Genomic DNA, 24710 nt, shown 5'->3' on the forward strand with positions numbered 1-24710 from the left:
TCCTGGATCAGCTACAGATACCGCAATATTTTCCTTTGACACGTCTAAGCCTACGTATTTTATGGTATCCTTCATAGTACAGACTCTCCTTTGCAATTTAGCTCTGATTTTGGTTTTGGTTTAGCTTCTACTACACCATTATTCCCAAAATTAACCTAAGATGTTGCAATTACGGGGAGTCTGTCTCGTTCATGATAACTGTTGTCGCCGAATTCCTGGAATTAGGGTTTACGGAAGAATTTCGGCTCCAGTTTATGCTTTAGATGTGAGTTTTCCGATGGAAAACTTTCGGGCGACAGCTCTACGCTTTTCCGGAATCGGTACGTTCTCTCCGCTGGTCCGCGAGGATCCAAACCAACCCAAAAGCCTCCCCCCATGAGGGTGGGGGAGGGGTGAAAACGCAGCGCAGCATAGCATGCCGCTGTTACTTAAACAAGCAAACGAGCCGTTCGGGTCATACATCCCGAACGGCTCGTTTGCTTTTACCCCCAGCCCCAACCATCGGCAGGGCGGAAGTAATCACCCGCGCAGTGTGGCTGGGGGAGTGTATAGAGGCGAGGCCAAGCTAGGCAGAAAGCAGCGAGGCCTCCCATATGGCGACGAAACACGGCATTGCCGTGTTTCGAATGCCAACATCATTCTTGAGTAAGCTTCAACGGAGCAGGCGGAATTGTTCTGGAGAAGCGTGAGCGGTCCCCTTTATCCCCGGATTTCAACATTGTTTCATTCATTCAGAAGAAATCCGGGGGTAACAGGGATCGGAAGAACAATCCGCATGCGGAGTGATGAACCATCCCCTTTTTTCGATGAAGGTTCAAATAGGGGCTAGGGGTTCAAATGGTCCTAGGGGTTTTGAAAGCAAATGGTTTGAATCTCAGTTATGAATTTTCGGCTGGCAGCAATTAGCCAATCGTGACAACTTAACACCTCATGAAATACCCACCGTAACCTCATGGCACAATTACTGACGTCCATGCCCCAACACAACATCATATTACCATAAATAGTAATGATCCTCGCCTACTCAGTCGCTTCGGCGGGAATTACAATTTGTAGTAACCAAGGAGATTGAATCAATAGAAAGGGGGAGACGAGTCGATGAAACCCACGTTAGAACCATCGCCCGCACCGCACAGAGAATTGAAGCCAAAACGAGGGTATTGGGGCCGCTTAGGTTCCGACATATGGAAAGAGTGGGATCTATATCTGCTGCTCGTACCGGGCATCTTGTTCATTTTACTGTTTAAATACACACCGATGTACGGGATTACGATTGCATTTAAGGATTTCAACATATTCACCGGATTTGCCGATAGCCCGTGGGTGGGATGGAAGCATTTCGAGAAGCTGTTCACGTCGCCGGATTTTGCTCAGGTATTCAAAAATACGGTCATCATCAGCTTCCTGAAAATCGTGATCTTGTTTCCGCTCCCTATCATTATTGCACTGATGCTCAATGAGCTGAGGAATATGGTATTTAAACGAACGGTGCAAACCGTCATCTATCTTCCGCATTTCCTGTCTTGGGTCATTGTTGGCGGATTATTTATCGATCTCCTCTCAACAAACGGAGGAATCGTCAATAAATTGCTGGTATCCCTGGGCATGGAGCAGATTGCGTTCTTCCTGGATAACAGTGTGTTCCGGAGCGTACTGATCACATCAGCGGGCTGGAAGGAAACGGGCTGGAGCACGATCGTATATTTGGCAGCGTTTACAATGATTGACCCGATGCTGTATGAAGCAGCGAAGATCGACGGGGCCGGGCGATGGAAGCAGCTGTGGCATATTACGCTCCCGGGGATCGCCCCGATTATTGTCCTGATGTTTATCCTGCGGCTCGGGAACGTGCTGGAAGCGGGAACGGAACAGATTCTCGTCATGTACAATCCGGTGGTATACCAGGTATCGGATGTCATTGGAACCTATGTATACCGGCAGGGTCTCGGGAACCAGGATTACAGCTTCTCAACCGCGGTTGGCTTGTTCGAAGCGGTGATATCCTTCACATTGGTCATCATCGGCAATTCCATGAGCAGAAAATACTTACAGCGCGGGATCTGGTAAAGAAAGGGTGGCGCAAATGGATCACAAAAAAGCTTTGGAAGGAATAAACACCACCCGAGGTGTCATCAAAACGTCGTTCTCGGAAAAATGCTTCTCGGTATTTAATTATACGTTCTTCATCGTGATGGGTTTAACGACCCTGCTGCCTTTCATGAATCTGATCGCAAAATCCCTAAGCAGCGAGGGAGCCGTCATATCGGGTCAAGTTGGACTGCTCCCCGTCGGGGTTCAATTCGAAACGTACAAGTACGTGCTGCAGGATTCCATGTTCTTGAATTCGCTTAAGGTTTCCATTTTTCTGACGATCATCGGAACAGCCTGCAGCCTGTTTCTGACCACGCTGACGGCTTATCCGTTGTCCAAATACCGGTTGCGCGGACGGAAAGGCCTGCTGTTGATCTTCGTATTCACCATGCTCTTTAGCGGCGGACTGATTCCGACTTACCTCCTCATGCAGAATTTGAATCTGGTGAACTCCTTCCCGGTGTTATTCCTGCCGGCGATGGTGAACGTGTACAACATGCTCATCATTAAAAACTATTTCGAGGGGCTTCCGGATGAGCTCGAGGAATCCGCCAAGCTGGACGGAGCGGGGAATATCCGCATCTTGGTCTCGGTCATTGTGCCGCTCTCACTTCCCGTCATGGCAACGATCGGTTTGTTCTTTGCGGTCGCTTTCTGGAATGACTACTTTGCGGCGATGATTTACATTACTGACCCGGCGATCAAACCCATGCAGCTGTACCTGAAGGAATTGCTGGTTTCGTCCAGCGGGGACTTCCTGAAGGATAATGTCGATGCCGCGATTAACGCGACGCCGCAGTCCATCCAAGCATCTTCAATTCTGCTGGCAACGATCCCGATTTTGCTGGTGTATCCGTTCCTGCAAAAATATTTTGTCAAAGGCGTGCTGGTAGGTTCGGTTAAAGGCTAGATTTCATCAGGTTTTCTGAAGAGATCAGAAAGTATAAACTTTGGAGGATCTGCAGCCTATATTTCAAGAAAAACTACCGCTAATCGCGGTCTGTCTTCTTGGAGAGTACGTCGATAGACGTTTTTCTTAACATCATAGAAGTTATAATTTCCGGGGTCCCCGCAAAGTACCTGAATGGACTTCGGAGCAAGGCCCCACTTTGTGGGGTTATCTTATAAAGGTGGTGATGCGCTTCGTATTGCTCAGATGGCAGAATTCATTGAATTTCTCAATCACAAGGAGGGTTATCCATGATCAAGATTAAAAAATCCGCAGTACTGGCCGGGATTCTCGGATTCACGCTGGCGCTATCCGGATGCGGCGGCGGGGGAGGCGGCACGACGGACACGCCGGCCGCTAAGCCATCGGACACACCGGCAACCACACCGAAAGACGAGGGGAACGGGGGCACAACGGCCGAAAAACCGGGTCTGCGCATGATCATGCAATATGGATTGTTTGACCCGAAGACCGAATATGTAGCCAAGTACATCCAGGAAAGAACCGGATTCAATGTGGAATACGAACTGCTGCCGGCCGAGAACGCGGATGAGAAGCTGAACCTGCTTGTATCCAGCAAAGATAACTATGATTTGGTGAAATTGAATGCACTCCAGTTCTACAATCTGGCCTCTGCGGGAGCGCTCGAGCCGATCGATGAGCTGCTGGAATCCCACGGCAATTATATTAAGCAATCCATTAAGCAGGAATCCTTTGGCAGTGCCACCATCGACGGGAAGATTTACGGCATTCCCGAGACTGGGGCGGGCGTAAGTATCGGGGAGGCACTGGTGGTTAGACAGGATTGGATGGATGAATTAGGATTGTCCACACCGACGAACGCCGATGAGCTTTACAATGTGCTAAAAACGATCAAAGAGAAGAAGAATGTCATTCCGCTCACGGTGAGCAATAAGGCCCCTGCTATTTATGGCAACATTGCCACGACATTTGGCGTTTTGACGGATTGGAAAGAGGTCGATGGTAAGCTGGTGCATCGGGCTGAGCTTCCAGAGATGAAAGAGTATCTAACCTTTATGAATAAACTGTATAAAGAAGGATTGCTCGATACCGAGACTCCGATTAATACCGCACAGAAATCCATTGAAAAATTTTCAGGCGGTAAAGCTGCGATGTATGAGTTGGCCTGGTGGAATGCCGGGACAACGATTGATGCGCTGACCAAAAACTTCCCGGATGCCAAAACGTCCATTATTCCTTATCTGAAAGGGAAAGACGGCAAAGCCGTTGTCGGTGTTAAAACAAACACCACTTGGTATGTGGCTATCCTGAAATCCTCGAAGAACAAGGAAGCAGCCATGGAATTCCTGAACGCGAAGATGGAGCCTGAGACGTTTAAGGGCATCGCGCTTGGTAAGGAAGGCGTACATTATGAAGTGAAGGAAGAGAAATACTATCCGATTCTGCCGATCTTCAATGATGAATTGAGTAATGCAAGCAATTTTCTAACCGGGGTAGACGAAGAGAAGTATCCGATTTACTGGCAGGCACGCGTTCGTAAGGATCCGATTCTGCAAGCACATTTCGAAGCTTTCCAGAAAAATGCCGAGGGCATTATCGTAGTGGATCCGATGTCAACGGCACCGCCAATTGAAGCTGTATCCAAAAATCAGCTGAAATTGTCGACCATGCTCGATGACAATGTGCTGCAATTCATTTCCGGAGCGAAGCCGATTGATGCTTACGATCAATTCCTGGCTCAATGGAGAGCCGAAGGTGGAGCCGATATGGTAACCGCAGCAAATGAATGGTTTCAGTCCTCGAAGTAAATGATTCAATTTGAAAAAGCAGTCTGCGCTGGCGGCTGCTTTTTTCAAAATTAAATAACAGAGGGGAGGTGTTGGTTGAATTTAAATGGCACCAAACGGTTCATTCTGAATAAGAGAAGGGTGGTAATCAATGATGTATCGTTTATTTCGCAGGCGGATCGCACTGTTTCTCAGTCTGTCACTGATCGTTTCCCTCATCGTTCCGGTTGGTTCCTCCGCGTTCGCGGATAACGAAATTTCCCCGGCGCAAAGTGCGGGCACGGATCCCGTTACCTTGGTCTCCCAAGGCGGAGAGATTCTGGAGTTCACGGATATCAACGTGGCAGGCGACACGGTGGAAGGAAAAAATGATTATTTGGCGCTGTATACCAGCGGCGCAACAGTTACGGATTCCGTATATACCGATGAGGTATGGGTGCCTACACTTCATGTCGCGGTCTCCGTGGATGCGGGCGGCATCGTGCAGAATGTGGTTGGACCGGACGCTGATCCTCCGACTTCTTGGCCTCCGGGCACGCTGCTGCCGATTCCGGCCGGTGGTTACGTTGTAGTGGCTGGCGGCACCAATACGTGGGATCAATCCGTTTTTCAGAAACCTCTCTTCAATCATAACAAAACGGGAGATTCGGTTAAGCTGATGCGGGCGGGCGGAGAAGTGACTGCGGGTGATTTCCTGCCGGATTCGCCTGGACCGGGTCCTGGGCCCGATCCGCTGCCACCCGAGCTGCATCTGATTACAAAAACGGATACGACCGTGGATATTCCGGTCATTGAGATTGCAGGTTTTGTGGCGAACTATGCCGCTGATCAGGATTTAAGCGTAACCGTTAATAGCGATAAGACCGCACTAACGGCGGATGGCGTGTTTCGGATCAATGTTTATTTGGAACCAGGCCCGAATACGGTTGCGGTAAAGCTGTACAAGGGAGATCGCGAACTGGCAGTTCATACACTGAACATCGTGTACGAGCCGATCGAGAACCAGGATTATATAGAAGTCGAAGCGGCGCCGAAGGATATTACGATCGACATTGAAGGTCCGCGCAAGAAGCTGGACTATGTCGACAAAGATGTTACGGGCGTGCCGAACATCGTTGCGATTTTTACAAGGGATTACGGCAGCTCCATCACGATTCCCCAGACCAATGTCGCCGTGCAGGTGGATGCCAACAACCGCGTATTACGGGTGATCAATCCTTCGATCAACGGGAAGCCGCCCGTATGGACCGGGCCGACCGAGCTTGAAATCCCCGAAGGCGGTTATGTGCTGATGGCACAGGACAACAGCTACGCAGGCAATAACATCAAGCGCTATTTGGCCGAGAATTTTAAGGTCGGGGACATGATCAAGCTGCGGAAGAATGGGGAAGTGGTGCAAGTACGCGACATCATGAGCGGCAATGGCCTCATTGCAAGGCTTACGCTGGATAATCAGACGATGTATACCGTAACGGAAGGCAGCACCACGATCACGGGGCGCATCGACAACATGGACGACATTACCGCGATCAAACTTCTTGTGAACGGTAACGAGATTCCTTTTGAAGCGGATGGTACCTTCACCCATAACTACACGTTAGCAAACGGCACTAATTATATCGAAGTCAAAGTGTTGAAAAATGACATTGAGCAGGATGTGCGTCATCTTGCGGTGTTTGCAAGGCCTGATTTCTCCCCGGATAAAGAAGTCATTCTCTGGGTGGACCAGGCTTCCAATGCCAGAAAGTTTAAAACGAGCGAGGATGTTTTGGCATTCTTGCAAAAAGCCAAGGAATCGGGTGTTACCTCGGTCGCGTTTGATGTGAAAGGCGTTGAAGGTTATGTCTCGTACAAGAAGAACGATATGACGGGCAGACCTTACGTCAGCGAGATCAAGGCACCCGAAAAAGCAGGCGCAAGTCCGGACTTGGATCTGCTGCAGGAGTTCATTGACCACGGTCATGCGCTGGGATTAGAGATTCATGCGGCGATTAATGTGTTTGCCGAAGGATCGATTGCCCACAACGAGTATGCGGTTCTGAACGATCATCTCGATTGGGAGGAACGTGTATATTTCGCGGAGAACAATGGCGAGATCAAACGTCTACGTGAAAGTAAAAAGCAGGGCTTGGTAGCCTTCGTCAATCCGTCCAATGACGAGGTTCGCAATTATCAGCTTCGAACATTTGAGGAGATTATTAAGAATTACGATGTGGACGGCGTTGTCCATGACCGGAGCCGATATGACAACGAAGGGGCCGATTTTAGCGACGAAACTCGCGTGAAGTTCGAGCAGTTTTTGCAGGCACGGAACAAGCAACTTGTCAATTGGCCAAACGATATTTTCTATTATGAAAACAATGTTCGGGTATACGGTCCGCTGATTCAGGACTGGTGGGAATTCCGCTCGGGCACGATTCAGAGCTTCTTCGGCGAAGTGAAGACGTTGGTGGATTCTTATGAAGTTTCAACAGGCAGAAAGATCGAGGTATCCTCCTATGTTGGATCCTGGTATGAAACGTATTATTTGAACGGCGTGAACTGGGGCAGCAAGAACTTCCGGTTCGATCCCGCACTCGGCATGCCGGACGAATCGGTGTATACACCGGAATATTATGATACCGGGTATATCGAGTATTTGGATTTTCTGATGATCGGGGCTTATCAAACCACCAGCCAGGAAATTCAGAAATATATTACGCTCGGCAATATCGTAACGAACGGGGAAATTCCGCTGTATGCAGGCATTGCCATGAACAATGTGCAGGCACCTGCCGTTCAGCGCGAAGTGTTCCAGGCGGGGCTGAAGTCCACGAACGGACTGATGCTGTTTGACGCATCCCAGGTCAACTGGCCGATCGCGGCGGCTGCTCTCCAAGATAAGGAGTGGGTGAAGGATTACCAGCTCGGCATGAGCTTGCCGGGAAGTCCGGATTCGTTCCTTGAAGGCAATTTCTATAATATCAACCGGATCGAGGGAAACGTTAATGTAATGACGGAAGCCTTCGGTTACTCTACGGGCACGAACCGCTTTGGAGTGGAAGTGGTGGTGGACAATACGGGCCACGTGACCCGCGTGGTCAACCGGAATCAAGCGATCAACTGGAGCTGGGGAGCGCCGGAAGAGAATAACAGCGTTATTCCGCAGGGAGGCTTCGTCATTTCCACCCTGGACCCGTCAGGCACGAGAACGCTGCGTCAGCTCGTTGCCAATGCCTACAATAACGGGGATCAGGTTCGTTCAGCCGTATTAAGCGGGCTGATGGACGACGAGGGCAAAGAGACGCGCGACAGCCAGCTTGCTCTGAAAGGGCTTGTAGAAGTTCTCGGGCCCGGCAAAGCGACTGTCAAGGTGAACGGTGCTGATGCCGCCGTGGCAGCCAGCGGTGAATTTACAGTTAATGTTCCACTGCAAACAGGCGTCAATTCGATCAAAGTGGACGTGTTCGTTGACGAATTCAAAACGAACAGTAAAACGTTTGAGGTTATCCGGACCTCTACGAGAGATGGCGGATCCAATCCGGGGACTCCGGGCGGCGGCTCCGGTTCTTCCGGTGGAGGATCGACAACGCCACCTCCTAAACCATCAGAGCCCGAGCGGTTGAGCATCAAGAAAGAGACAGCATCTGGAGGCGGTACGGTCATCGTAGCGGATGCGAACGAGAAACGTTTGCTCGCTGATGTGGAACGGCTCAGTAAGCTGCCCGCTGCTTCACGCGTGCTTACGTATTCGGTGGCCGACGCTTCGGATGCCGTCGTTCTTCACTTGCCGGTACAGGGGCTGAGCGCTGCGGTGAAGGACCTGCCGGGGGGCTCCATCGTGCTGGAATCCTCCCTTGGCCGATTGGAAATTCCGCTGCATTCGCTTACGGAAGCTTTACAACAACGGGGTACAGCGGAAAGTCTGCAAATTCGCATCGGTTTAGCTTCGAAAGAAGAAGAGGATCGGGTGAACGCAGCGTTGGAGGCAGGAGCCTCCAAACTGGATGCAGCGCTTACCATTACATTAGCCTGGAAACAGGGTGACAAGTTATCGGAACTGCCAGCACTGAAGGGAGCTTATGCGAAGTTTACCAGGTCCCTGTCCAGTATCGTCAGTCCATCCCAAACGACGGTGCTGCGATTGGATTCAGCATCCGGCAAGCTGGTCTTCGTACCGGCGCTCATTCACACGTCGAACGGCAAATCCCAAGCGGAGTTTAAGTGGAGGGAGAGCGGGGTTTATTCCGTAGTTTCCCATGCGAAGACGTTTGAGGATTTAAGCAGCCATTGGGCTCGCGAGGACGTTTCGCTGCTGGCCTCAAAACAATTGATCGAGGGATTAAGTGATACGCGTTTTGGTCCAAACGAGTCGATCACGAGAGCGCAGTTCACAGCGATGCTCGTTCGCGCGCTCGGTTTGAAGGATCAGGGAGTTCATGCGAGCTTCCAGGATGTGAAGGCAAACGATTGGTATGCAGCCGCTGTCGCTACGGCTGTGGAGCATGGGCTGATCGAAGGCTTCAGTAATGGTACGTTCCGTCCGAACGAGGAGATTACCCGTGAGCAGATGAGTGTCTTGCTGCTCCGTGCACTGAAGCTTGCTGGTACGGATCTGGAGACAGGAAACCCGGACTCCATATTGGAAGGGTTCAAGGATCGCGAACGCATCGCATCCTGGTCCGAAGAGGCTGTGTCAGCCATCGTCAAATCAGGATTGATGGAGGGACGTTCTTCTGACCGATTCGTTCCAGAAGCCCATTCTACCCGTGCTGAAGGCGCGGTCGTATTAACCAGAATGCTGCAGATGGCAGAATTCATAAACCGCTAAAGTCAAAGACCCGTTCGAAAAAAACGGGTCTTTGTTATGTATTTGGCCCTGGAAATTGCACAGAAGTAACGATCTATCAAATACGGATAAATTATCGATCCGTATCGTTAGTAATTATTTTTTATTCTTAAGTAAACCCATCTAAGAATCAACAGTATAAGCAAGGAGGTTGTTACGTACCAGGGAGTTGCGTTACCAACAAATCTGCCAAGCAGGAAAACACCGATAAATAGAAGGATGAACATAACAACTGCCAGAGACTTAACGATGAAGATTGTTAATTTATCCATAAGATAGCTCTCCAAAATAATGAGTCATCAAGTAAAAGTTGAGTTAGAAGAACCAATTAAATCTAATCCCAGTAGCTATAAACAAAACAATCCAACCCCACAGAACCAATAATCGAAAAGGGCGCGGGATAATTAAATACTCCGAATACAGTTTTAATATAACCTTCAACAAATCCCCCCCTTTTTGATTGTGTGACTGTAGTGAACTTTTTATGTCTAAATGGGGTTATAGTGCGTCGCGAATGCAGAGGCCATCCACCCAGCCTTCAGTTGAATAATTTCATCATCAGTCGCGGGATATATAACACGGTATCAGATAAGAGGGCAATGATGTTTGCCGAGTTTTCTAAACGGGATCTTCCAAACCTGAATTTTTTTATAATGTGCACCTCGCTTCAGGATGTGATTAGTTCCTTAAAGTAAACATTACGCAGGAGTCTGTACAAAGTTCCAATAAATAGGAGCAGGCCCGATCCCTGCATCGGGCTTGCAGGAGGCATGGCATGATATTGGACTAATGCACATTCTGATCATCATTGCTGAAATGCCCTGTCTAAGGGCATCTATATACATAAACTGTACCATTCCACAATGCAAGGAGGTTAATATCGATGAGTTACGATAAATGCTGTCACGGCGGATATGGAACTTCAGTAGGCATTGTCTTGGTATTATTTATCCTGTTGGTGATTGTATTAAGCACTTTCTGGATTTAAACCATGGCTAAGCATCCTTGTTTAGTCCCCTTTAACTTGATGTGTGCTGCGTCCGGATAACACAGCGTGCCTATGTTAAGGGGGAAAACTTCCCCTCTGAGCTTTACTTAGCGCTCAATGAACGCTCTTCAATACCACGGAACAATCCTTTAGGAATGTCCGGCATGTCGATCGGCCGGCAATCTCTGCACTATTCCAGTGCCTTTCGGATCAACTCCAGCATATCGCCGGCAAATGCGGTGAGTTCATTCGGAGAGAAATCCGCAGGATTCTGGTCTAATCCGCTATATTGATGCAAGGCACGCTCAATAATAGAGTGATACTTGGAAGGAAGCGTGCGCAGGCCCCATTCACCGCCTTCTTTTTTGGAGGAAACAGCGCCATCCTTCAGATAGTACAGCACTCGGCACAGGTTTAGCGTGTAGTACATGGGGGAGCCGGTGATGTCTTGTACCGCACCCTCCACGTCATGGAGGATGGCTTGTATGTAATGCTCCCGGTCAACGGATGTAAAGACCTCGCGAACTGGTTTGCCGTACAGGGCAATGCCCCGATGAAAGATTACGGTATAATGGGCGGCCAGGTCGGCGTCTTGGAATCCGCCGCATAGGTAATTGTCATTGTTCAGGTACTTCTCGCGATGAAAGGCGGAGTAATGGAACTCGAATGGAGGCGGATAGACGAGCTTCTGCAGACTGGATTCCAGGACAAGGCTCAGCTCCAACCCCTGTTGATTGGGCATACCATCGTGGAACGCTATGATTTTTTTGGCCAGTCGTCTCATATGATCCGATGTCAGCTTGTCCGCTACGACAAGCAGCAGATCGATATCGCTTGTGTCCGGATTGAAGCAGCCCATAGCTAACGAACCATGTAAATAAATGCCGACTAGATTGCCGCCAAGCTCTTCCTTAAACAAATCGACCACTTGATCCAAAACCCATTGCGTGTCCAATCGAAACCCCACCTTCACCCTGTATGATATTCATCCATTATGTTCGGGGATTCTTTCCTTTGTCAATTAATCGATCCGTTCGTCCGTATATACTTGGAATTGGGACAGGGAGACTAATAAAGCAAGCAGGGGATTCGAATGTACATATCGAAGTGAACACGTGACTATGTTTTTTGTTGAAAGGACGGAGTTATGAATACTTTTCATGATGACCAACCAAGCCATATCGAAGTATATGCAATCAAGAATTCGGACCAAATTCGCGATGAGACGTTCCGTGCCTTGTTCCAGACGTTATCGCCCGATCGACAGGACTATGTGTCCAAATTCAAAAGAGCGAGCGATTACCAACGGTCGGTGCTCGGTGATGCCATGGTCCATCGAATCCTTCAGGATAAGCTGGGACTTGATCCGATGCATATAGAAATCATAAGGAACGCATATGGCAAGCCATCCTTAAAGCATCATGACAATCTCCATTTTAATGTCTCCCATTCCGGGCACTGGATCGTGTGCGCCGTTAGCCACGAGCCGGTTGGGATTGACGTGGAGAAAATGGAAGCCATCGATATGGATATCGCCAAGCGCTTTTTCCATAAAACCGAGTTTAACGCGCTGTTACACTGTGATCCTTCCGTCCGGCTTTCCCGCTTCTTCGATCTATGGACATTAAAGGAAAGCTATATCAAGGCTGTTGGCAAAGGCCTGCATTTGCCGTTGGATTCGTTTGCATTGGAACTGCTGGGAGGGGAGTGGGCACCTGTGCTTGGTGAGAACGGAGAGACTTACTATTTTAAACAGTATGCGGTGGAAGAAGGTTACAAGCTGTCGGTGTGCGGCATTAGCCGTCATTTCCCTAAGAACGTCCAATTCGTAACCGCTGAGGAGTTATGAGTTACGAGATATGAGTTATGAACGGAACGAGGAAAAACCAGCCTGAGGACGATGCCCTTGAGCTGGTTTTTTGGCATTTCGATTGTAGCTGGCGGATCAGACAGGACGCAGTGCCGGCCATGCCAGCTCGATTCCTTCGCTGACGAGCTTTTGCTGGAAGCTGGCCAGTCTTTCTTCATCGCTCCGCACATCCGTCGGCAGAATATCATGGTCCAGGCAATAGCTGACACAGTATCCGGCGGCCTCGCCAATGTTCCATTCTACGGGATGCAGCCGGTAGCAGCCGTTCGTAATGTGGGTGACCCCGATGTTTTTGCTGGCGGCCAGCACATTCTTCATCCGTTTCGGAATTAAGCTGCCCAGCGGGATTTGGAACGGCAGGGACGAGATATCAATGTAAGGGCGCTCGCCCGTGCTCGGATGCAGATCGATCCGGTAACAGCCGATGCCGACGGAATCAGGGAACGTTTCCGAAGCTCCGTCCGGCCGCGATTCGGTTGCCACATGCTGCTCCAGTACCGTAAACTCGGCCTGAATTCTTCTCGACTCACGGATGTAAGGATACATGGCCATCCCGTCTTCCGTTCCGACCACATCGGGACGCAGGCGCAGCCCGGGATAACCCTTCCCGCCGTCCGGCCGCGGCACCTCAGTCTGCAGCCAATACAGCAGGGACAAGCTAAGCTGCTTGGCTTGATAGATATGATGGTCGGCCTCTTCCTTCGGAACATCAATAATGGAGCCCAGCCAATAGTCGTTCTGCGGCCAGTTCACAAGCGATACCGAGCTTTCGAACGTGCTTTCGGCGAAATGCTTCGGGTCTATGATTTGCCGATATTGATAGAGTGGAAACTTGCCGTGTCCCGGAAAAATCTCATATTCGATCGGCTCATTCGTGGACGGCTTGACGGCGGTCAGGCTTAACAGCTTATCCGGCCAGAAATCGGGTTTATACTCCCGCCAAAAATCGTAAAGCGCAGGCTTCTCAATCGTGTGGTCTTCACCCTCCAAATAATCCACGGCAAAACAATACGTAAAGCCCTGCATGTCCTGGGGCAGCGGATCGCCATCAACGGCATGCGGTTCCCCTGTCTGGGATTTGGACTCGGCGCCGGTAACATACTCGATACCCGCCAGCGGAAGCAAATCGCCGAGTTCGGTGGCATCCACGAAGAACGGGGCGCGGAGCGCGATTTGATCCTGCGTTTCAAGATGACGAACGGTTACGCTGTTCACGTGATCCCCTGAAACGTCGGCAGACTCTGCCGCATACTGATACAGGATCGTAAGCCGTCCGCTGTGAATGTACGGGGCCAGCATTTGATGCAGCACGGCGAGAGCCGTGCGCGGCTCATGGCACAGCCGGCTGACGATGCCGCTGCCGGGGTTCAATTGCACATTGGATCTAGCCTTGGGAGTCATGGGGAAAAAATCGCGATAGTACTGACGGACACCTTCGCGGAACCGCCGGTAGCTGCGCGTGCAGCCAAAGGATTCAATCCACGGATGCTCGTCGGGCGGAACTGCCTGGCTGGTTAGCTGTCCTCCGATCCAAGTGGTCTCCTCGGTCATGATGACCGTCTTTCCTGATTTAGCGGCGGCAAGCGCAGCGGCTGTTCCCCCTGTCCCGCCGCCGAGAATGACGATATCGGCCTGCATTTCTCGTATCATTGACAGATTCTCCTTTTGGGATAGTTTCATAAATGATCCACAAGATCAGCACAACAAGTGACTATTCTAATTGTAGATTCTCTCCTGCAGGAAAAGTACGGGACATAGGTGACCTTTTTTGGTAATCTGATGCCGTTTTACAAGGTTTATTGTCCGGTTTTGTATTTGCTGCGATATTGCCCGGGCGTCATCCCCTCCAGCTTGCGGAAGGACCGAATAAAGTTCTGCGAATTATTGTAACTCAGCTTCTCCGCAATATCCTTAATGGGCATATCGGTTTCGACAAGCCATTTCTTGGACATCTTGAAGCGGTACTGGGACAGGTATTCGCTGAAGGACATATTCGTTTCTTTTTTGAACACGCTGCTAAGATAAAAATTGTTGTAATGGAGGCGCGAAGCACATTCCTCGAGCGTAATATTGCGGTCAAACTCATTGCGGATGATCTCGATCATCTGCTCGGAGAGATTCTGATATTGAGAGTCCTGGCGATCCCGGAATACACTGACCATCGGCCGGATGATGCGGGATTTAAACCAGCTTTCGATATCATGATTGGTGTAGAGCCGAAGGAGTTCCTCCACAAGAGAGCTGTCCCGGATGTCGAGCTGCTCGAGCATGATCCCATTCTCCTGCATCACGATCATCAGATCATTTAACAGCCGGATGAGCGAGATTTGATAAGCATGCGGGGTCCGATCCTTCCGAAACACTTCGTGCAGCCACTGCTTCAGAAGCTCTACGGCTCGATCTTCATCAGCCAGCTTGATGGCATCAATCAGCTCGTTCTCCACCTGCATTGGGTAGAAATAGACCCGGGTGTGCTTGCCCGAGTTCAGGCTGAAGTAAGGGATAATGACACCGGTCCCCAGCTTGATGCGGTGTTTAAGGGCTTCGAGCCCTTCCTGGTAAGCGCGTGCCGTTTTGGATAGGTTCTCGTAAGGCAAACTGATGCCGATGCTGACCTCCAGATCGAGAAAATTGCGCGTCGTCTTCTGGATCTCTTCTGATAACGTATAGATATAGTCGTTGAACGCTTCCAGCGTGATACCGCCTCGTCCGATGAGGGTAACCTGCGTGAGGTCGATAATGACGGAGGGGAGACGTTGGGAGGAAGGGATCATCTCCTCGATGATATTGTTGATGGCAAACAGCAACAGATCACGATCCTTGCGTTCATAGCGGGTTTCGTCCAGCATATCGATCTGAAGGGTAAATACCGCCAGGTGCTCCCAAGCGGATATTTGCTCCTTGAAGCCGAACAGCTCGATCTGCTCCATCACTTCGGGCGGACTGCTCTTCCCCAGAAACAGCTTATGGAGGAAAAAGGTGCGTACCTGCTGGCTGGTCTGCCGAAGCTCGCTGCGGAGCTTGGTGTTCGAATTGAACATATCCCGGATATGTTCGTCGATGATTTGCAGCTCGCTCTTTTTGTTGGCTTGGATTTCCGGCAAACGCTCCACGATATTTTCAAAAATGTGCCGGATGGGTGTGTACATTTTCCGTGTTCCAAGCCATACCAGCAGAATGCTGAAACCGATCATCAGCATGCAAATATACAGCGTAAACCAGCCGATGGAGCGGGACTCCTTCGTAATGGCGGACATTTCGGTAAAGGAGGCATACAGCCAGCCGTTAAAATCGGACCGGACGTACGTAATGGACACCGGCTTGTTGTCGATCCTCGTCTCGAACTGCCCTGATTTATTGTCAAAATGGCCCAGCTCCGCCTCCTCATACCCGGTATCGGTCAGATATTGCCCGAGCTTTCCTTGCTCAGGATGCACAATGATCCGGTAATTGTGGTCCAGAACCATTACCTCCCGGGATTCGGAAGGGGTATCCATCATAGCGGCGAGACTGCAGCTGGGAATGGTGGCGAGCGCGACACCCCGGGCGCTGGAGGAAGAGAGCGGCATTTTCTTCACAAGCGCAATCGTGTAGGGGCAGGCATAACTGAGTGTATCGCTGGACCCGAGGGATTCCGTTTCAAGCATCACCCAATTGGAGTTCCCATGAAGCTCCATGAGTGTCAGCAGCGCATCCTTGGAAGCGTATTCATTAAATTCGTACATGCCCCGGTTATTGATCAGCCAGTTGGTTGTCGTATTCGCAAGGATGACGTCCGTAACCTTTGTTTCGGGAGATTGCAGCAGACTCATCTCTTCTCTCAGTTTGTTATACAATTGGAAGTCATAATAGGACAGGGGCCGATACAACGCGCTTTGCAGAATATTGGAATTAATGACGTAATTCAGTGTATAATCCACGGTCCGCAGCACCTGTTCGAGATTGCTGTTGGTTTGATTCATAATCTGGATATTGCTGCTGTTGACGTGGTTTTGAACGGAGGTGGATGATTTCATGAACGAGAAGAAGCCGAGGGCTACAAGAGGAATGATGCTGATGAAACAGCCGAACAGGACCATTTTAGAATAATAGCTACTTTTTGGATGCAATAGATACACCTTCCTGTTTAACAAAGTGTATAATCATTGTATGGGCAACCCGGGTTACATTCAATAATCATTTCGAAAAGAATAATCACTGTATTTGATCATCCTGCCTTGTCATGAAAAAAGATGTACATATGTTATGATCATTTCATTCACATGGGATCCGCAAGAAACATGGGGGAACGGAGGTAGAACGGATTGATGACCCGTCTGTCAAACTATGTCATTCTTACACTCGCTTTTCTGATGGTATCGGCTGCATGCATCAGCATGGCCCGATCATCGGGAGCGGATAGCGGAAGTACGTCTTCTGATCGCACAACCAGCATTTCGATTATGGCCAACCTGCACACCACCGAAGTTCCCTCCGATCGGATCGAGAAATGGATCGAGGAAAAAACGGGCGTTCAGCTGAACATTCAGTGGGTACCCGACGGGAGTTATGATGAGAAGGTATTTGCTTCGCTTGCAACAGGGACTTTGCCGCAAGCACTGTATCTGAAGAATGCCGCATCCTTGTCCTATTTCAGGGATGAGATTCGGAGCGGGCTATTCTGGGAAATCGGCCCGTATCTTAAGGACTATCCGAATTTGCAGAGATTGAAGCCCGAGGTTCTGAAGAATACGGCCATCGATGGTAAACTGTACAGCTTGTATCAGGAACGTCCCTTAGCCCGTTCAGGCATCATCTACCGTAAGGACTGGGCAGATCGGCTGGGACTACCGGCACCGGAAACGCTTGATGAATTATATGAAATGTTGAAAGGGTTTACATATGAGGATCCGGACAACAACGGTATCGATGACACCATAGGTTTGACGGACCGCAACGATTTGATCTATGGGGCTTTCAAGACGATTAGCTCCTATTATGGAACTCCGAACCATTGGGGATGGTATAACGATTCATTGCAGCCGGAATTCGTCTTCCCGAAGTATATGGAAACGATGAAGTTCTTCAAGAAACTTCACAGCGAAGGATTGATGAATGAAGACTTCCCGATTACCAGCAAGACCGACCAGCAGGAGCTGTTCGTAACGGGAAAAGCCGGGGTCTATATCGGTGCGATGGGAGACGTACTGTCCCTGGAGTCAAGGCTGCTGGCGAATGATCCCAAGGCCGTGCTGGACGTTCAGAATCGGATTCTCGGGCCGGAAGGGTACGGGATATGGGCTTCGCAGGGGTACGGGACGGTGATCTTGTTTCCGAAGTCCGCGATTGCTACAGAAGAGGAATTGAAGAGCGTGCTCTCCTTCTATGACGCACTGATGAGTCCCGAGCTTGCAAACCTGATGTATTGGGGCATCGAAGGGATCCATTATACCGTTCAGGAGGGCAAAGCGATGGCGGTGGATGCCTTTGAGCTAAGGGAAAAGGATGTAAAGCCCTATCAGGCTTTAATGGCCGGAGGATTCAGCACCATACCGGGCATGCTGCAGCCGGTTACTCTGAATCAGGCGAAGGATAAGGCCGAGCGGCTGATTTACGATAATGAGCGTTTCCTCATCTATGATCCCACCGCACCGCTGGAGTCTCCGATGTATAATGAGATCGGCGTCAGATTGAATGAACGCATGCGGGATGCCACCTATCAATTTATGCTAGGGATGATCGATGAGCAGGGATTTGAGGCCGAGATCAACCGCTGGCTGGAAGAGGGGGGCAGGCAGATTATCGAGGAATATAATGCTTCATACCGAAGCACGGTCGGGCCCTATTTACATGAGAAATACCGCTAAGGGATTGATTTCCCCGGCGGTATTTTTTTGTTGTGCCATGGCGCGAGCAATCTCATGGACAACATAATCATTAGATTTGATTCCACTCCATTAAATGCCGGGCGCGACCGAACTTCCCATATCCAATCTGAGGATTATATACGTACCAGACTTCCGTCATCTAAGCTGTTTCTTGTCAGTCCATATTTAAATTTAAAACGGAGGTCAGAAGATGATGAAGAAGAAAGCCAGTACCATCCTGGCAATTGTAACCGCTTTATCCGTGTTGGCGGGCTGTGGCGGCAACTCCGCCCCTGCAGCAACCGGCAGCTCAAATGGCAGTCCAGCGCAAGGCGAGAACAAGAGCGAACCGGTAACCATCTCGATTATGGCCAACCTCCATACCCCTGAAGTTCCCTCCGACATGATTGAGAAGCTGCTGGAAGAGAAAACAGGCACCCAGCTTGACATTCAGTGGGTGCCGGACGGCACTTATGATGAAAAGGTCAATGCATCCTTTGCAACCGGAACGCTGCCGCAGGTGACGTACCTGAAGAATGCCGCCTCGCTTGTGAATATGCGTGATGCGATCCGCAACGGGCAATTTTGGGAGATTGGGCCATTGCTGGATCAATACCCGAACCTCAGCAGGCTGAAACCTGAAGTGTTAAAGAACACGGCGGTGGACGGCAAAATCTATGCGCTATACCGTGAAGTGCCTTTGTCGCGTCAGGGCATCATTTACCGTAAGGATTGGGCCGACAAGCTTGGGCTCAGCGCTCCGACCAATGTGGACGAATTCTATAATATGTTGAAGCAGTTTAAGGAGAAGGACCCGGACGGCAATGGCAAAGAGGACACCATTCCGCTCACGGACCGGAATGACCTGATCTATGGCGCGTTCAAAACGGTTAGCTCGTGGCTCGGCACACCGAATAACTGGGGCGAGAAGGACGGCAAGCTGGCTCCCGAGTTTATGTTCCCCGAATATATGGAGACGATGAAATTCTTCAAGAAGCTTCACCAGGAAGGCCTGATCAATCAGGATTTTCCGGTTACCAGCAAAACCGACCAACAAAATCTGTTCATTACCGGCAAATCGGGTGTATATATCGGAGCAATGGGGGACGTATCCAGCCTGCATCCCAAGGTCGTTGAAGTGAATCCGGATGCGGAACTCGATGTTCAGAATAAAATCGAAGGAGGACCGAATGGATTCGGAATCTGGTCGGTTCCCGGCTATGGCTCGGTGATACTCTTTCCGAAAACAGCTATCAAATCAGAAGAGGAACTGAAAGATGTGCTGGCCTTTATGGATCAGTTGATGAGTCCGGAGCTTGGCAACCTGATCTACTGGGGGGTTGAAGGACAGCACCAGAAGTTGGAGGAAGGCAAGGTCATTCCTTCGGAAGACACCAAGCTGACCGATCGCGAAGTGAAGCCTTATCAAGCGATGCAGGTCGGCGGGCCGTTAACGATCGAGGGTTTTTATGAACCGAAGCATATGCTCCCTGTCAAAGCGAAATCGGAGGAAATGATCACGGAGAACAATGATTATCTCATTGAGGATCCTTCGGCATCACTGGATTCCAAGACGTTTAACGAAAAAGGTGTACAGCTGCAGGAGATGATTAAAGACGGCACGTATCAATTTATGCTTGGCGATATCGATGAGGCCGGATTCCAGGCGGTCGTGGATAACTGGCTTAAGAGCGGCGGTCAGCAAATCATCGATGAGTTCAACGTATCCTACGAATCATCCAAATAACGAACATGCCAGCATCCCGAATGGCCGGGGACTGCGATGCTGCAGTCTCCGGCAGGCTTCGGGATAGAAAGGAAGTCTGAGATCATGAGCGAAACCGCAGTGAAGACCGGGATGAGCAAGGGCGCCCCCAAAATACCGGAGTCCGGTCGAATGAGGAGAATCATAAAAAACCGGGCGATCTACCTCATGATTCTTCCGGGATTTTTATACTTCCTGATCTTTAAATATATCCCGATGTCGGGATTGATTATAGCCTTCCAGGATTATCAGGCTTATCTAGGCGTTACGGGCAGCCCCTGGGTGGGGCTCAAGCATTTTGAGCGGCTGTTTACCGAGCCGATGTTCTTCACGATTTTGGGCAATACGCTGCTGCTGTTTTTCTTGAACCTGGCCTTCTATTTTCCCGTGCCGATCATTCTTGCCTTAATGCTCAACGAGGTTCGGCGCGAAGTGTTTAAACGTTTTATCCAGACGCTGGTGTATATTCCCCACTTCATGTCCTGGGTTATCATCGTATCCATTTCGTTTGTCATGCTCTCGATGGATCGCGGAATCATTAATGAATTGCTGGTTATGGCCGGATTCGAAAAAATCAATTTCCTGATGAGCAGCGAATGGTTCAGGCCGATGTATGTTATGCAGATCATCTGGCGGGAGGCAGGCTGGGGGACGATCATCTATTTGGCTGCCATGGCGGCGATTGATCCCGGTTTATACGAGGCGTCCCGGATTGACGGGGCCAGCCGCTTTCGGCAAATGTGGCATATTACGCTTCCTTCGATTCGAAGCGTGATCGTCGTTTTGTTGATTTTGAAAATCGGCGATGTGCTGGAACTTGGGTTCGAACATATCTATCTCCTCTTAAACTCAATGAACCGGAATGTGGCGGAGATATTCGATACGTACGTTTATACCGCAGGTCTTAAGCAAGGTCAGTTCAGCTTCAGTACGGCGGTCGGGTTCTTTAAATCGCTGATCGGTCTCATTCTGGTGATGCTGGCCAATTGGCTGGCCAAAAAAGCGGGAGAAGAAGGCATCTATTAACTACAGAAAGGTGGACCGCTATGGTACAAGATAAAACGATATCGAGCCGAATCTTCGATATCGTGAACTATACGCTGCTGTTGATCATTGGCCTGGTTACCATCCTGCCTTTCCTTCACGTCATCGCCGGATCTTTCACAACCGTGACGGAGCTGGCGCAGAAGCAGTTTGTCCTGTTTCCGACCGTATGGTCGCTTGATGCTTACAAATATGTGTTTTCAACCAATACGGTGTTTCGCTCGCTTGGCGTTTCCATGGGCGTCACCTTCTTGGGAACCTTGTTCAGCATGCTGTTAACCTGCTTGATGGCATACGGACTGTCGCGCAGGGATCTGGATGGCCGTAATATCATCATGTTCATGGTCCTGTTCACGATGCTGTTCAGCGGCGGAATGATCCCAACGTTTCTCGTGGTGAAGGAGATGGGGCTGATCGATACGTATGCGGCGCTGATTGTCCCGACGGCGATCAATGCCTTCAATCTCATCATCATGCGTAACTTCTTTCAAAACCTGCCTGAGGGATTGGAGGAATCCGCGAAGATCGACGGGGCCGGCGATTGGGGCATCCTGTTCCGAATCGTGATTCCGCTGTCGATGCCTGCTATTGCGACCATATCGCTCTTTTATGCGGTTACCTACTGGAACACGTATATGTCGGCGATTTTGTACTTGAATGATGCAGCCAAATGGCCCGTGCAGGTCATCCTGCGGCAGATTGTCATCCTTGCCAGCGGTTTGGCGGCAGACACCTCCGGCATGGACGAATTTGTCCGGCCGCCGGAGCAGACGGTGAAGATGGCGGTCGTTGTCATTGCCACACTGCCGATTCTGTGTGTATATCCGTTCCTGCAGAAGCATTTTGCGAAGGGTGCGCTGCTGGGTTCAATCAAGGGATAGAGAGGAGTGAGGGATCGTGTTTGAAAAGAAACAGTGTGCACCGATCATTGCTGGCAATTATGCCGACCCGTCGATCATCCGGGTTGGCGAGGATTATTACATGACACATTCCTCTTACAAGCTGACGCCAGGTCTCGTCATCTGGCATTCGCGTGATTTGTTAAATTGGAGCCGGGTTGGGGCAGCATTGCCCCAATACGAGGGGGACGTATGGGCGCCGGAATTCGTGGCGCATAACGGCATGTATTATATTTATTATCCGGCAGCGCGAACGAACTGGGTCGTAACGGCATCCAGTCCGATGGGACCGTGGAGCAAACCGATCCATTTGGGGATCAAAGGAATTGATCCGGGGCACACGGTAGGACCGGACGGAAAGCGTTATTTGCATATGTCGGGCGGTGATTTTGTAGAGCTTACGGCGGACGGACTCGCGGTCACCGGCGAAGTCAGACATGTGTATAACGGCTGGCGGTATCCGGACGATTGGGTCGTGGAGGCTTACAGTCTGGAGGGGCCGAAGATTACCGTTCACGATGGATATTACTATCTGACGGTGGCAGTTGGGGGGACAGCTGGACCGCCCACAAGTCATATGGCCGTGTCGTCAAGATCCAGAACGCCATGGGGACCTTGGGAGCACTCTCCGTACAACCCGATTGTTCATACGGAATCCAGGGATGAGCCCTGGTGGTCTAAAGGACACGCCTCGTTGATCGACTCCCCGGACGGCCAGTGGTGGATGGTCTACCATGCTTATGCGGGCGGGTTCCATTCGCTGGGCAGGCAGACCTTGCTCGAACCGATCGAATGGACTTCAGACGGATGGTTTCGTGCTGCGGGAGGCAGCCAGAGTCTTTACCGGGACGATGAGCCGGGTCTTGCAGGAGAAACAACGGTTGGGATACAAGCAGCGTTTAGGGATCCCTTTGACGGTCCTGAGCTGGGTTTGCATTGGCAGTGCGAAGGCGTGGAGCCTTCCGCCCGGTTCCATCCGAGGAATCATGAATTGGTAACTGAGGCGGCATCCGAGGAGGTAAAAGCTTCTCCGCTGTTCTACATGGCAGGCCATAAGCGTTATTCAGCAGAGGTCGAGATCATCGTGGAGGGCCAGGCAGAAGGCCGCCTGCTGCTCTATTATAACGATGCGGCATATCTCGGGATGGGAGTCAACGAGCGTGGGGTCCGGCATTTCCGGTCATTTAAGGGCTACGGCACGATGCCGAATGATCGGCGCAGGGCATTTTTGCGGTTGGTTAACGATGCGCATATCGTTTCATTCAATTACAGCTTCGATGGGGTGGAATGGCTCCGGTATGACAAAGTGGCGGATGTTTCAGGATTCCATCACAATACGTTTGGTGGGTTTCAGAGCCTCCGCATCGGACTGGATGCCGTCGGTAAAGGCAGGGTGATTTTTCGGAATTTTTCATATAACGTCATAAGCAGCTGAAAGAAGGGATAGGGCATGACAAAGAGGTTAGAGGACATTCTGACGGGTGGCGACGGGCTGTTTGAAGGTTTCTTCGAATGGCTCGAAGGACAATATGACGCTGCTTCTGGCGGCTTTTATTATGCCCGCAGTTCAAGTGATTCTGATGCGTTCACGCCGGACATCGAATCGACGGCGCAAGCATTGGGCATTATCGAGCGCTGCGGGCTTCAGCAAAGGCTGGCCGATGATATTAAGACGGGCATCGTGCGTTTTTTCCAGTCGAAGCAAGACCCTGCGACGGGGTATTTCTATGATGCCGATCCCAGGATGAGAAAAGACGATGTGATGGTGGGACGTGCACTTGGTTACAGCGTAGGAGCACTCCGAAAATTGGGTGCAGCCCCTTTGCATCCGCTGCCGGGCAATCGGAATATGGCTCCGGCATACTGCCGTTCTCCTGAGGCTTATGCGGAGTGGCTGCGTTCGATCAGTCTTGCGAACAGCTGGCGCGGCTGCGACCGGCTGTGTAACTCGGCCCCCTATTTAAATCAGATGACGCCTGCAGATCGGGAGCCGTTCTTATCTGAAGCTCTGTCTTATTTTGCGAGTATACAAGACCCCGTGACAGGGTTGTGGGGTGAAGGCACCCTTTATGTGCGAATATCGGGAACCTTCAAGCTGTTGACATTCTATAACCGGTTTCAGGCTCCCCTGCCGCGGACGCCGGAAATATACCGTTCCCTGCTGCACGCTCTGCGGAACGAGAAGGCCGTTGATATGTGTTACATCCGGAACCCGATCAGCCTCCTGACCTCGATGAAGCTGCGCATCCCGGAAGAGGACGTTCTGGAGATCGCGGAAATCACCTTGTCGAATATGGCGCGGCTCAAACGCGTCGACGGCGGATTTTCCAGGGAAATCGATCATTCCCCGCCGGCACCGAATGTAGCCCAAGTGAAGCAAGGTGAGTATTATCCTGACATGCCGGAAGCGGTTCCACTGGGCAAGGGTGAGGTTGAAGGGGACATGAATGCCGGAACGCAGGCGATTCTTATCCGCTATTCGCTGCGTGAGCTCGGGGGGCTGCAGGAACGAAAGCTGGATATTTCCGATTCTGTGTTCTCATCTTTACAAGCAGATACGGGGATATGATTTACGAGTCAGGACCTCTAAATGTATAGAATCAATCAGCCGAGATGAGCCTCTGAATTTTTATGAATTAGCCGAGAACACTCGTAACTTCA

At 50.5% G+C, this 24710-nt stretch carries 16 protein-coding genes; 13 read left to right on the forward strand and 3 right to left on the reverse strand.

Annotated elements, in window-relative coordinates; translation table 11 throughout:
- Positions 1-415: 415 nt before the first annotated feature.
- From J7E85_RS10080 to J7E85_RS10105, 6 genes are all read left to right on the forward strand, one after another.
- On the forward strand, positions 416-649 hold the full coding sequence (locus J7E85_RS10080) for a hypothetical protein (RefSeq protein ID WP_215157395.1): 234 nt from the start codon (positions 416-418) through the stop codon (positions 647-649).
- Between the two features lie 449 nt (positions 650-1098).
- On the forward strand, positions 1099-2067 hold the full coding sequence (locus J7E85_RS10085) for an ABC transporter permease (protein ID WP_215157397.1): 969 nt from the start codon (positions 1099-1101) through the stop codon (positions 2065-2067).
- A 16-nt stretch (positions 2068-2083) separates the two neighbouring features.
- The gene (locus J7E85_RS10090) at positions 2084-3001 is read left to right on the forward strand and encodes a carbohydrate ABC transporter permease (protein ID WP_215157399.1); all 918 of its coding nucleotides are present in this window, start codon (positions 2084-2086) and stop codon (positions 2999-3001) included.
- Positions 3002-3291: 290 nt separating this feature from the next.
- The gene (locus tag J7E85_RS10095) at positions 3292-4830 is read left to right on the forward strand and encodes an extracellular solute-binding protein (protein WP_215157401.1); all 1539 of its coding nucleotides are present in this window, start codon (positions 3292-3294) and stop codon (positions 4828-4830) included.
- Positions 4831-4960: 130 nt separating this feature from the next.
- The gene (locus J7E85_RS10100) at positions 4961-9619 is read left to right on the forward strand and encodes an S-layer homology domain-containing protein (protein WP_251035625.1); all 4659 of its coding nucleotides are present in this window, start codon (positions 4961-4963) and stop codon (positions 9617-9619) included.
- Between the two features lie 901 nt (positions 9620-10520).
- On the forward strand, positions 10521-10625 hold the full coding sequence (locus J7E85_RS10105) for a YjcZ family sporulation protein (RefSeq protein WP_127596271.1): 105 nt from the start codon (positions 10521-10523) through the stop codon (positions 10623-10625).
- Between the two features lie 190 nt (positions 10626-10815).
- On the opposite strand, the gene J7E85_RS10110 is transcribed toward J7E85_RS10105, so the two are convergent.
- Positions 10816-11580: an aminoglycoside adenylyltransferase domain-containing protein gene (locus tag J7E85_RS10110; RefSeq protein WP_215157403.1), complete on the reverse strand. Its 765-nt coding sequence runs from the start codon at positions 11578-11580 to the stop codon at positions 10816-10818.
- Between the two features lie 192 nt (positions 11581-11772).
- Here J7E85_RS10110 and J7E85_RS10115 point away from each other — a divergent pair, with 192 nt between their 5' ends.
- On the forward strand, positions 11773-12474 hold the full coding sequence (locus tag J7E85_RS10115) for a 4'-phosphopantetheinyl transferase family protein (RefSeq protein WP_251035626.1): 702 nt from the start codon (positions 11773-11775) through the stop codon (positions 12472-12474).
- Positions 12475-12570: 96 nt separating this feature from the next.
- Here J7E85_RS10115 and J7E85_RS10120 read toward each other — a convergent pair whose 3' ends face one another.
- Positions 12571-14145 (reverse strand): FAD-dependent oxidoreductase, encoded by a 1575-nt coding sequence (locus tag J7E85_RS10120; protein ID WP_215157406.1) that lies wholly within the window; start codon positions 14143-14145, stop codon positions 12571-12573.
- A gap of 146 nt (positions 14146-14291) precedes the next feature.
- Positions 14292-16574, reverse strand: coding sequence for a helix-turn-helix domain-containing protein (locus tag J7E85_RS10125; protein WP_251035635.1), 2283 nt, complete (start codon positions 16572-16574; stop codon positions 14292-14294).
- Positions 16575-16802: 228 nt separating this feature from the next.
- On the opposite strand from J7E85_RS10125, the gene J7E85_RS10130 reads away from it, so the two are divergent.
- The 6 genes from J7E85_RS10130 (at position 16803) to J7E85_RS10155 (ending at position 24618) form a co-directional block, all read left to right on the forward strand.
- Positions 16803-18341: an extracellular solute-binding protein gene (locus J7E85_RS10130; RefSeq protein ID WP_215157410.1), complete on the forward strand. Its 1539-nt coding sequence runs from the start codon at positions 16803-16805 to the stop codon at positions 18339-18341.
- Positions 18342-18552: 211 nt separating this feature from the next.
- Positions 18553-20088, forward strand: a complete 1536-nt coding sequence (locus J7E85_RS10135; RefSeq protein ID WP_215157412.1) for an extracellular solute-binding protein — start codon at positions 18553-18555, stop codon at positions 20086-20088.
- Positions 20089-20238: 150 nt separating this feature from the next.
- Positions 20239-21132, forward strand: a complete 894-nt coding sequence (locus J7E85_RS10140) for an ABC transporter permease (protein ID WP_372238778.1) — start codon at positions 20239-20241, stop codon at positions 21130-21132.
- Between the two features lie 20 nt (positions 21133-21152).
- A complete protein-coding gene (locus J7E85_RS10145) occupies positions 21153-22031 on the forward strand; it encodes a carbohydrate ABC transporter permease (protein ID WP_215157413.1) in 879 nt (292 codons plus the stop codon).
- A 16-nt stretch (positions 22032-22047) separates the two neighbouring features.
- Complete coding sequence (locus tag J7E85_RS34815; protein WP_215157415.1) at positions 22048-23484, forward strand: family 43 glycosylhydrolase; 1437 nt, start codon at positions 22048-22050, stop codon at positions 23482-23484.
- A 15-nt stretch (positions 23485-23499) separates the two neighbouring features.
- Positions 23500-24618, forward strand: coding sequence for a hypothetical protein (locus J7E85_RS10155; RefSeq protein WP_215157417.1), 1119 nt, complete (start codon positions 23500-23502; stop codon positions 24616-24618).
- Positions 24619-24710 lie beyond the last annotated feature (92 nt).

Source organism: Paenibacillus sp. ISL-20, from assembly GCF_018613005.1.
Classification (GTDB): domain Bacteria; phylum Bacillota; class Bacilli; order Paenibacillales; family Paenibacillaceae; genus Paenibacillus_AQ.

Bases quoted from the DNA above. Each gene is read 5' to 3' on its own strand.
- J7E85_RS10115 (WP_251035626.1), top strand. From the start codon at position 11,773: ATGAATACTTTTCATGATGACCAACCAAGCCATATCGAAGTATATGCA.
- J7E85_RS10145 (WP_215157413.1), top strand. From the start codon at position 21,153: ATGGTACAAGATAAAACGATATCGAGCCGAATCTTCGATATCGTGAAC.
- J7E85_RS10120 (WP_215157406.1), bottom strand. From the start codon at position 14,145: ATGATACGAGAAATGCAGGCCGATATCGTCATTCTCGGCGGCGGGACA.
- J7E85_RS10135 (WP_215157412.1), top strand. From the start codon at position 18,553: ATGATGAAGAAGAAAGCCAGTACCATCCTGGCAATTGTAACCGCTTTA.
- J7E85_RS10140 (WP_372238778.1), top strand. From the start codon at position 20,239: ATGAGGAGAATCATAAAAAACCGGGCGATCTACCTCATGATTCTTCCG.
- J7E85_RS10100 (WP_251035625.1), top strand. From the start codon at position 4,961: ATGATGTATCGTTTATTTCGCAGGCGGATCGCACTGTTTCTCAGTCTG.
- J7E85_RS10130 (WP_215157410.1), top strand. From the start codon at position 16,803: ATGACCCGTCTGTCAAACTATGTCATTCTTACACTCGCTTTTCTGATG.
- J7E85_RS10125 (WP_251035635.1), bottom strand. From the start codon at position 16,574: ATGGTCCTGTTCGGCTGTTTCATCAGCATCATTCCTCTTGTAGCCCTC.
- J7E85_RS10155 (WP_215157417.1), top strand. From the start codon at position 23,500: ATGACAAAGAGGTTAGAGGACATTCTGACGGGTGGCGACGGGCTGTTT.
- J7E85_RS10090 (WP_215157399.1), top strand. From the start codon at position 2,084: ATGGATCACAAAAAAGCTTTGGAAGGAATAAACACCACCCGAGGTGTC.
- J7E85_RS10095 (WP_215157401.1), top strand. From the start codon at position 3,292: ATGATCAAGATTAAAAAATCCGCAGTACTGGCCGGGATTCTCGGATTC.
- J7E85_RS10105 (WP_127596271.1), top strand. From the start codon at position 10,521: ATGAGTTACGATAAATGCTGTCACGGCGGATATGGAACTTCAGTAGGC.
- J7E85_RS10085 (WP_215157397.1), top strand. From the start codon at position 1,099: ATGAAACCCACGTTAGAACCATCGCCCGCACCGCACAGAGAATTGAAG.
- J7E85_RS10080 (WP_215157395.1), top strand. From the start codon at position 416: ATGCCGCTGTTACTTAAACAAGCAAACGAGCCGTTCGGGTCATACATC.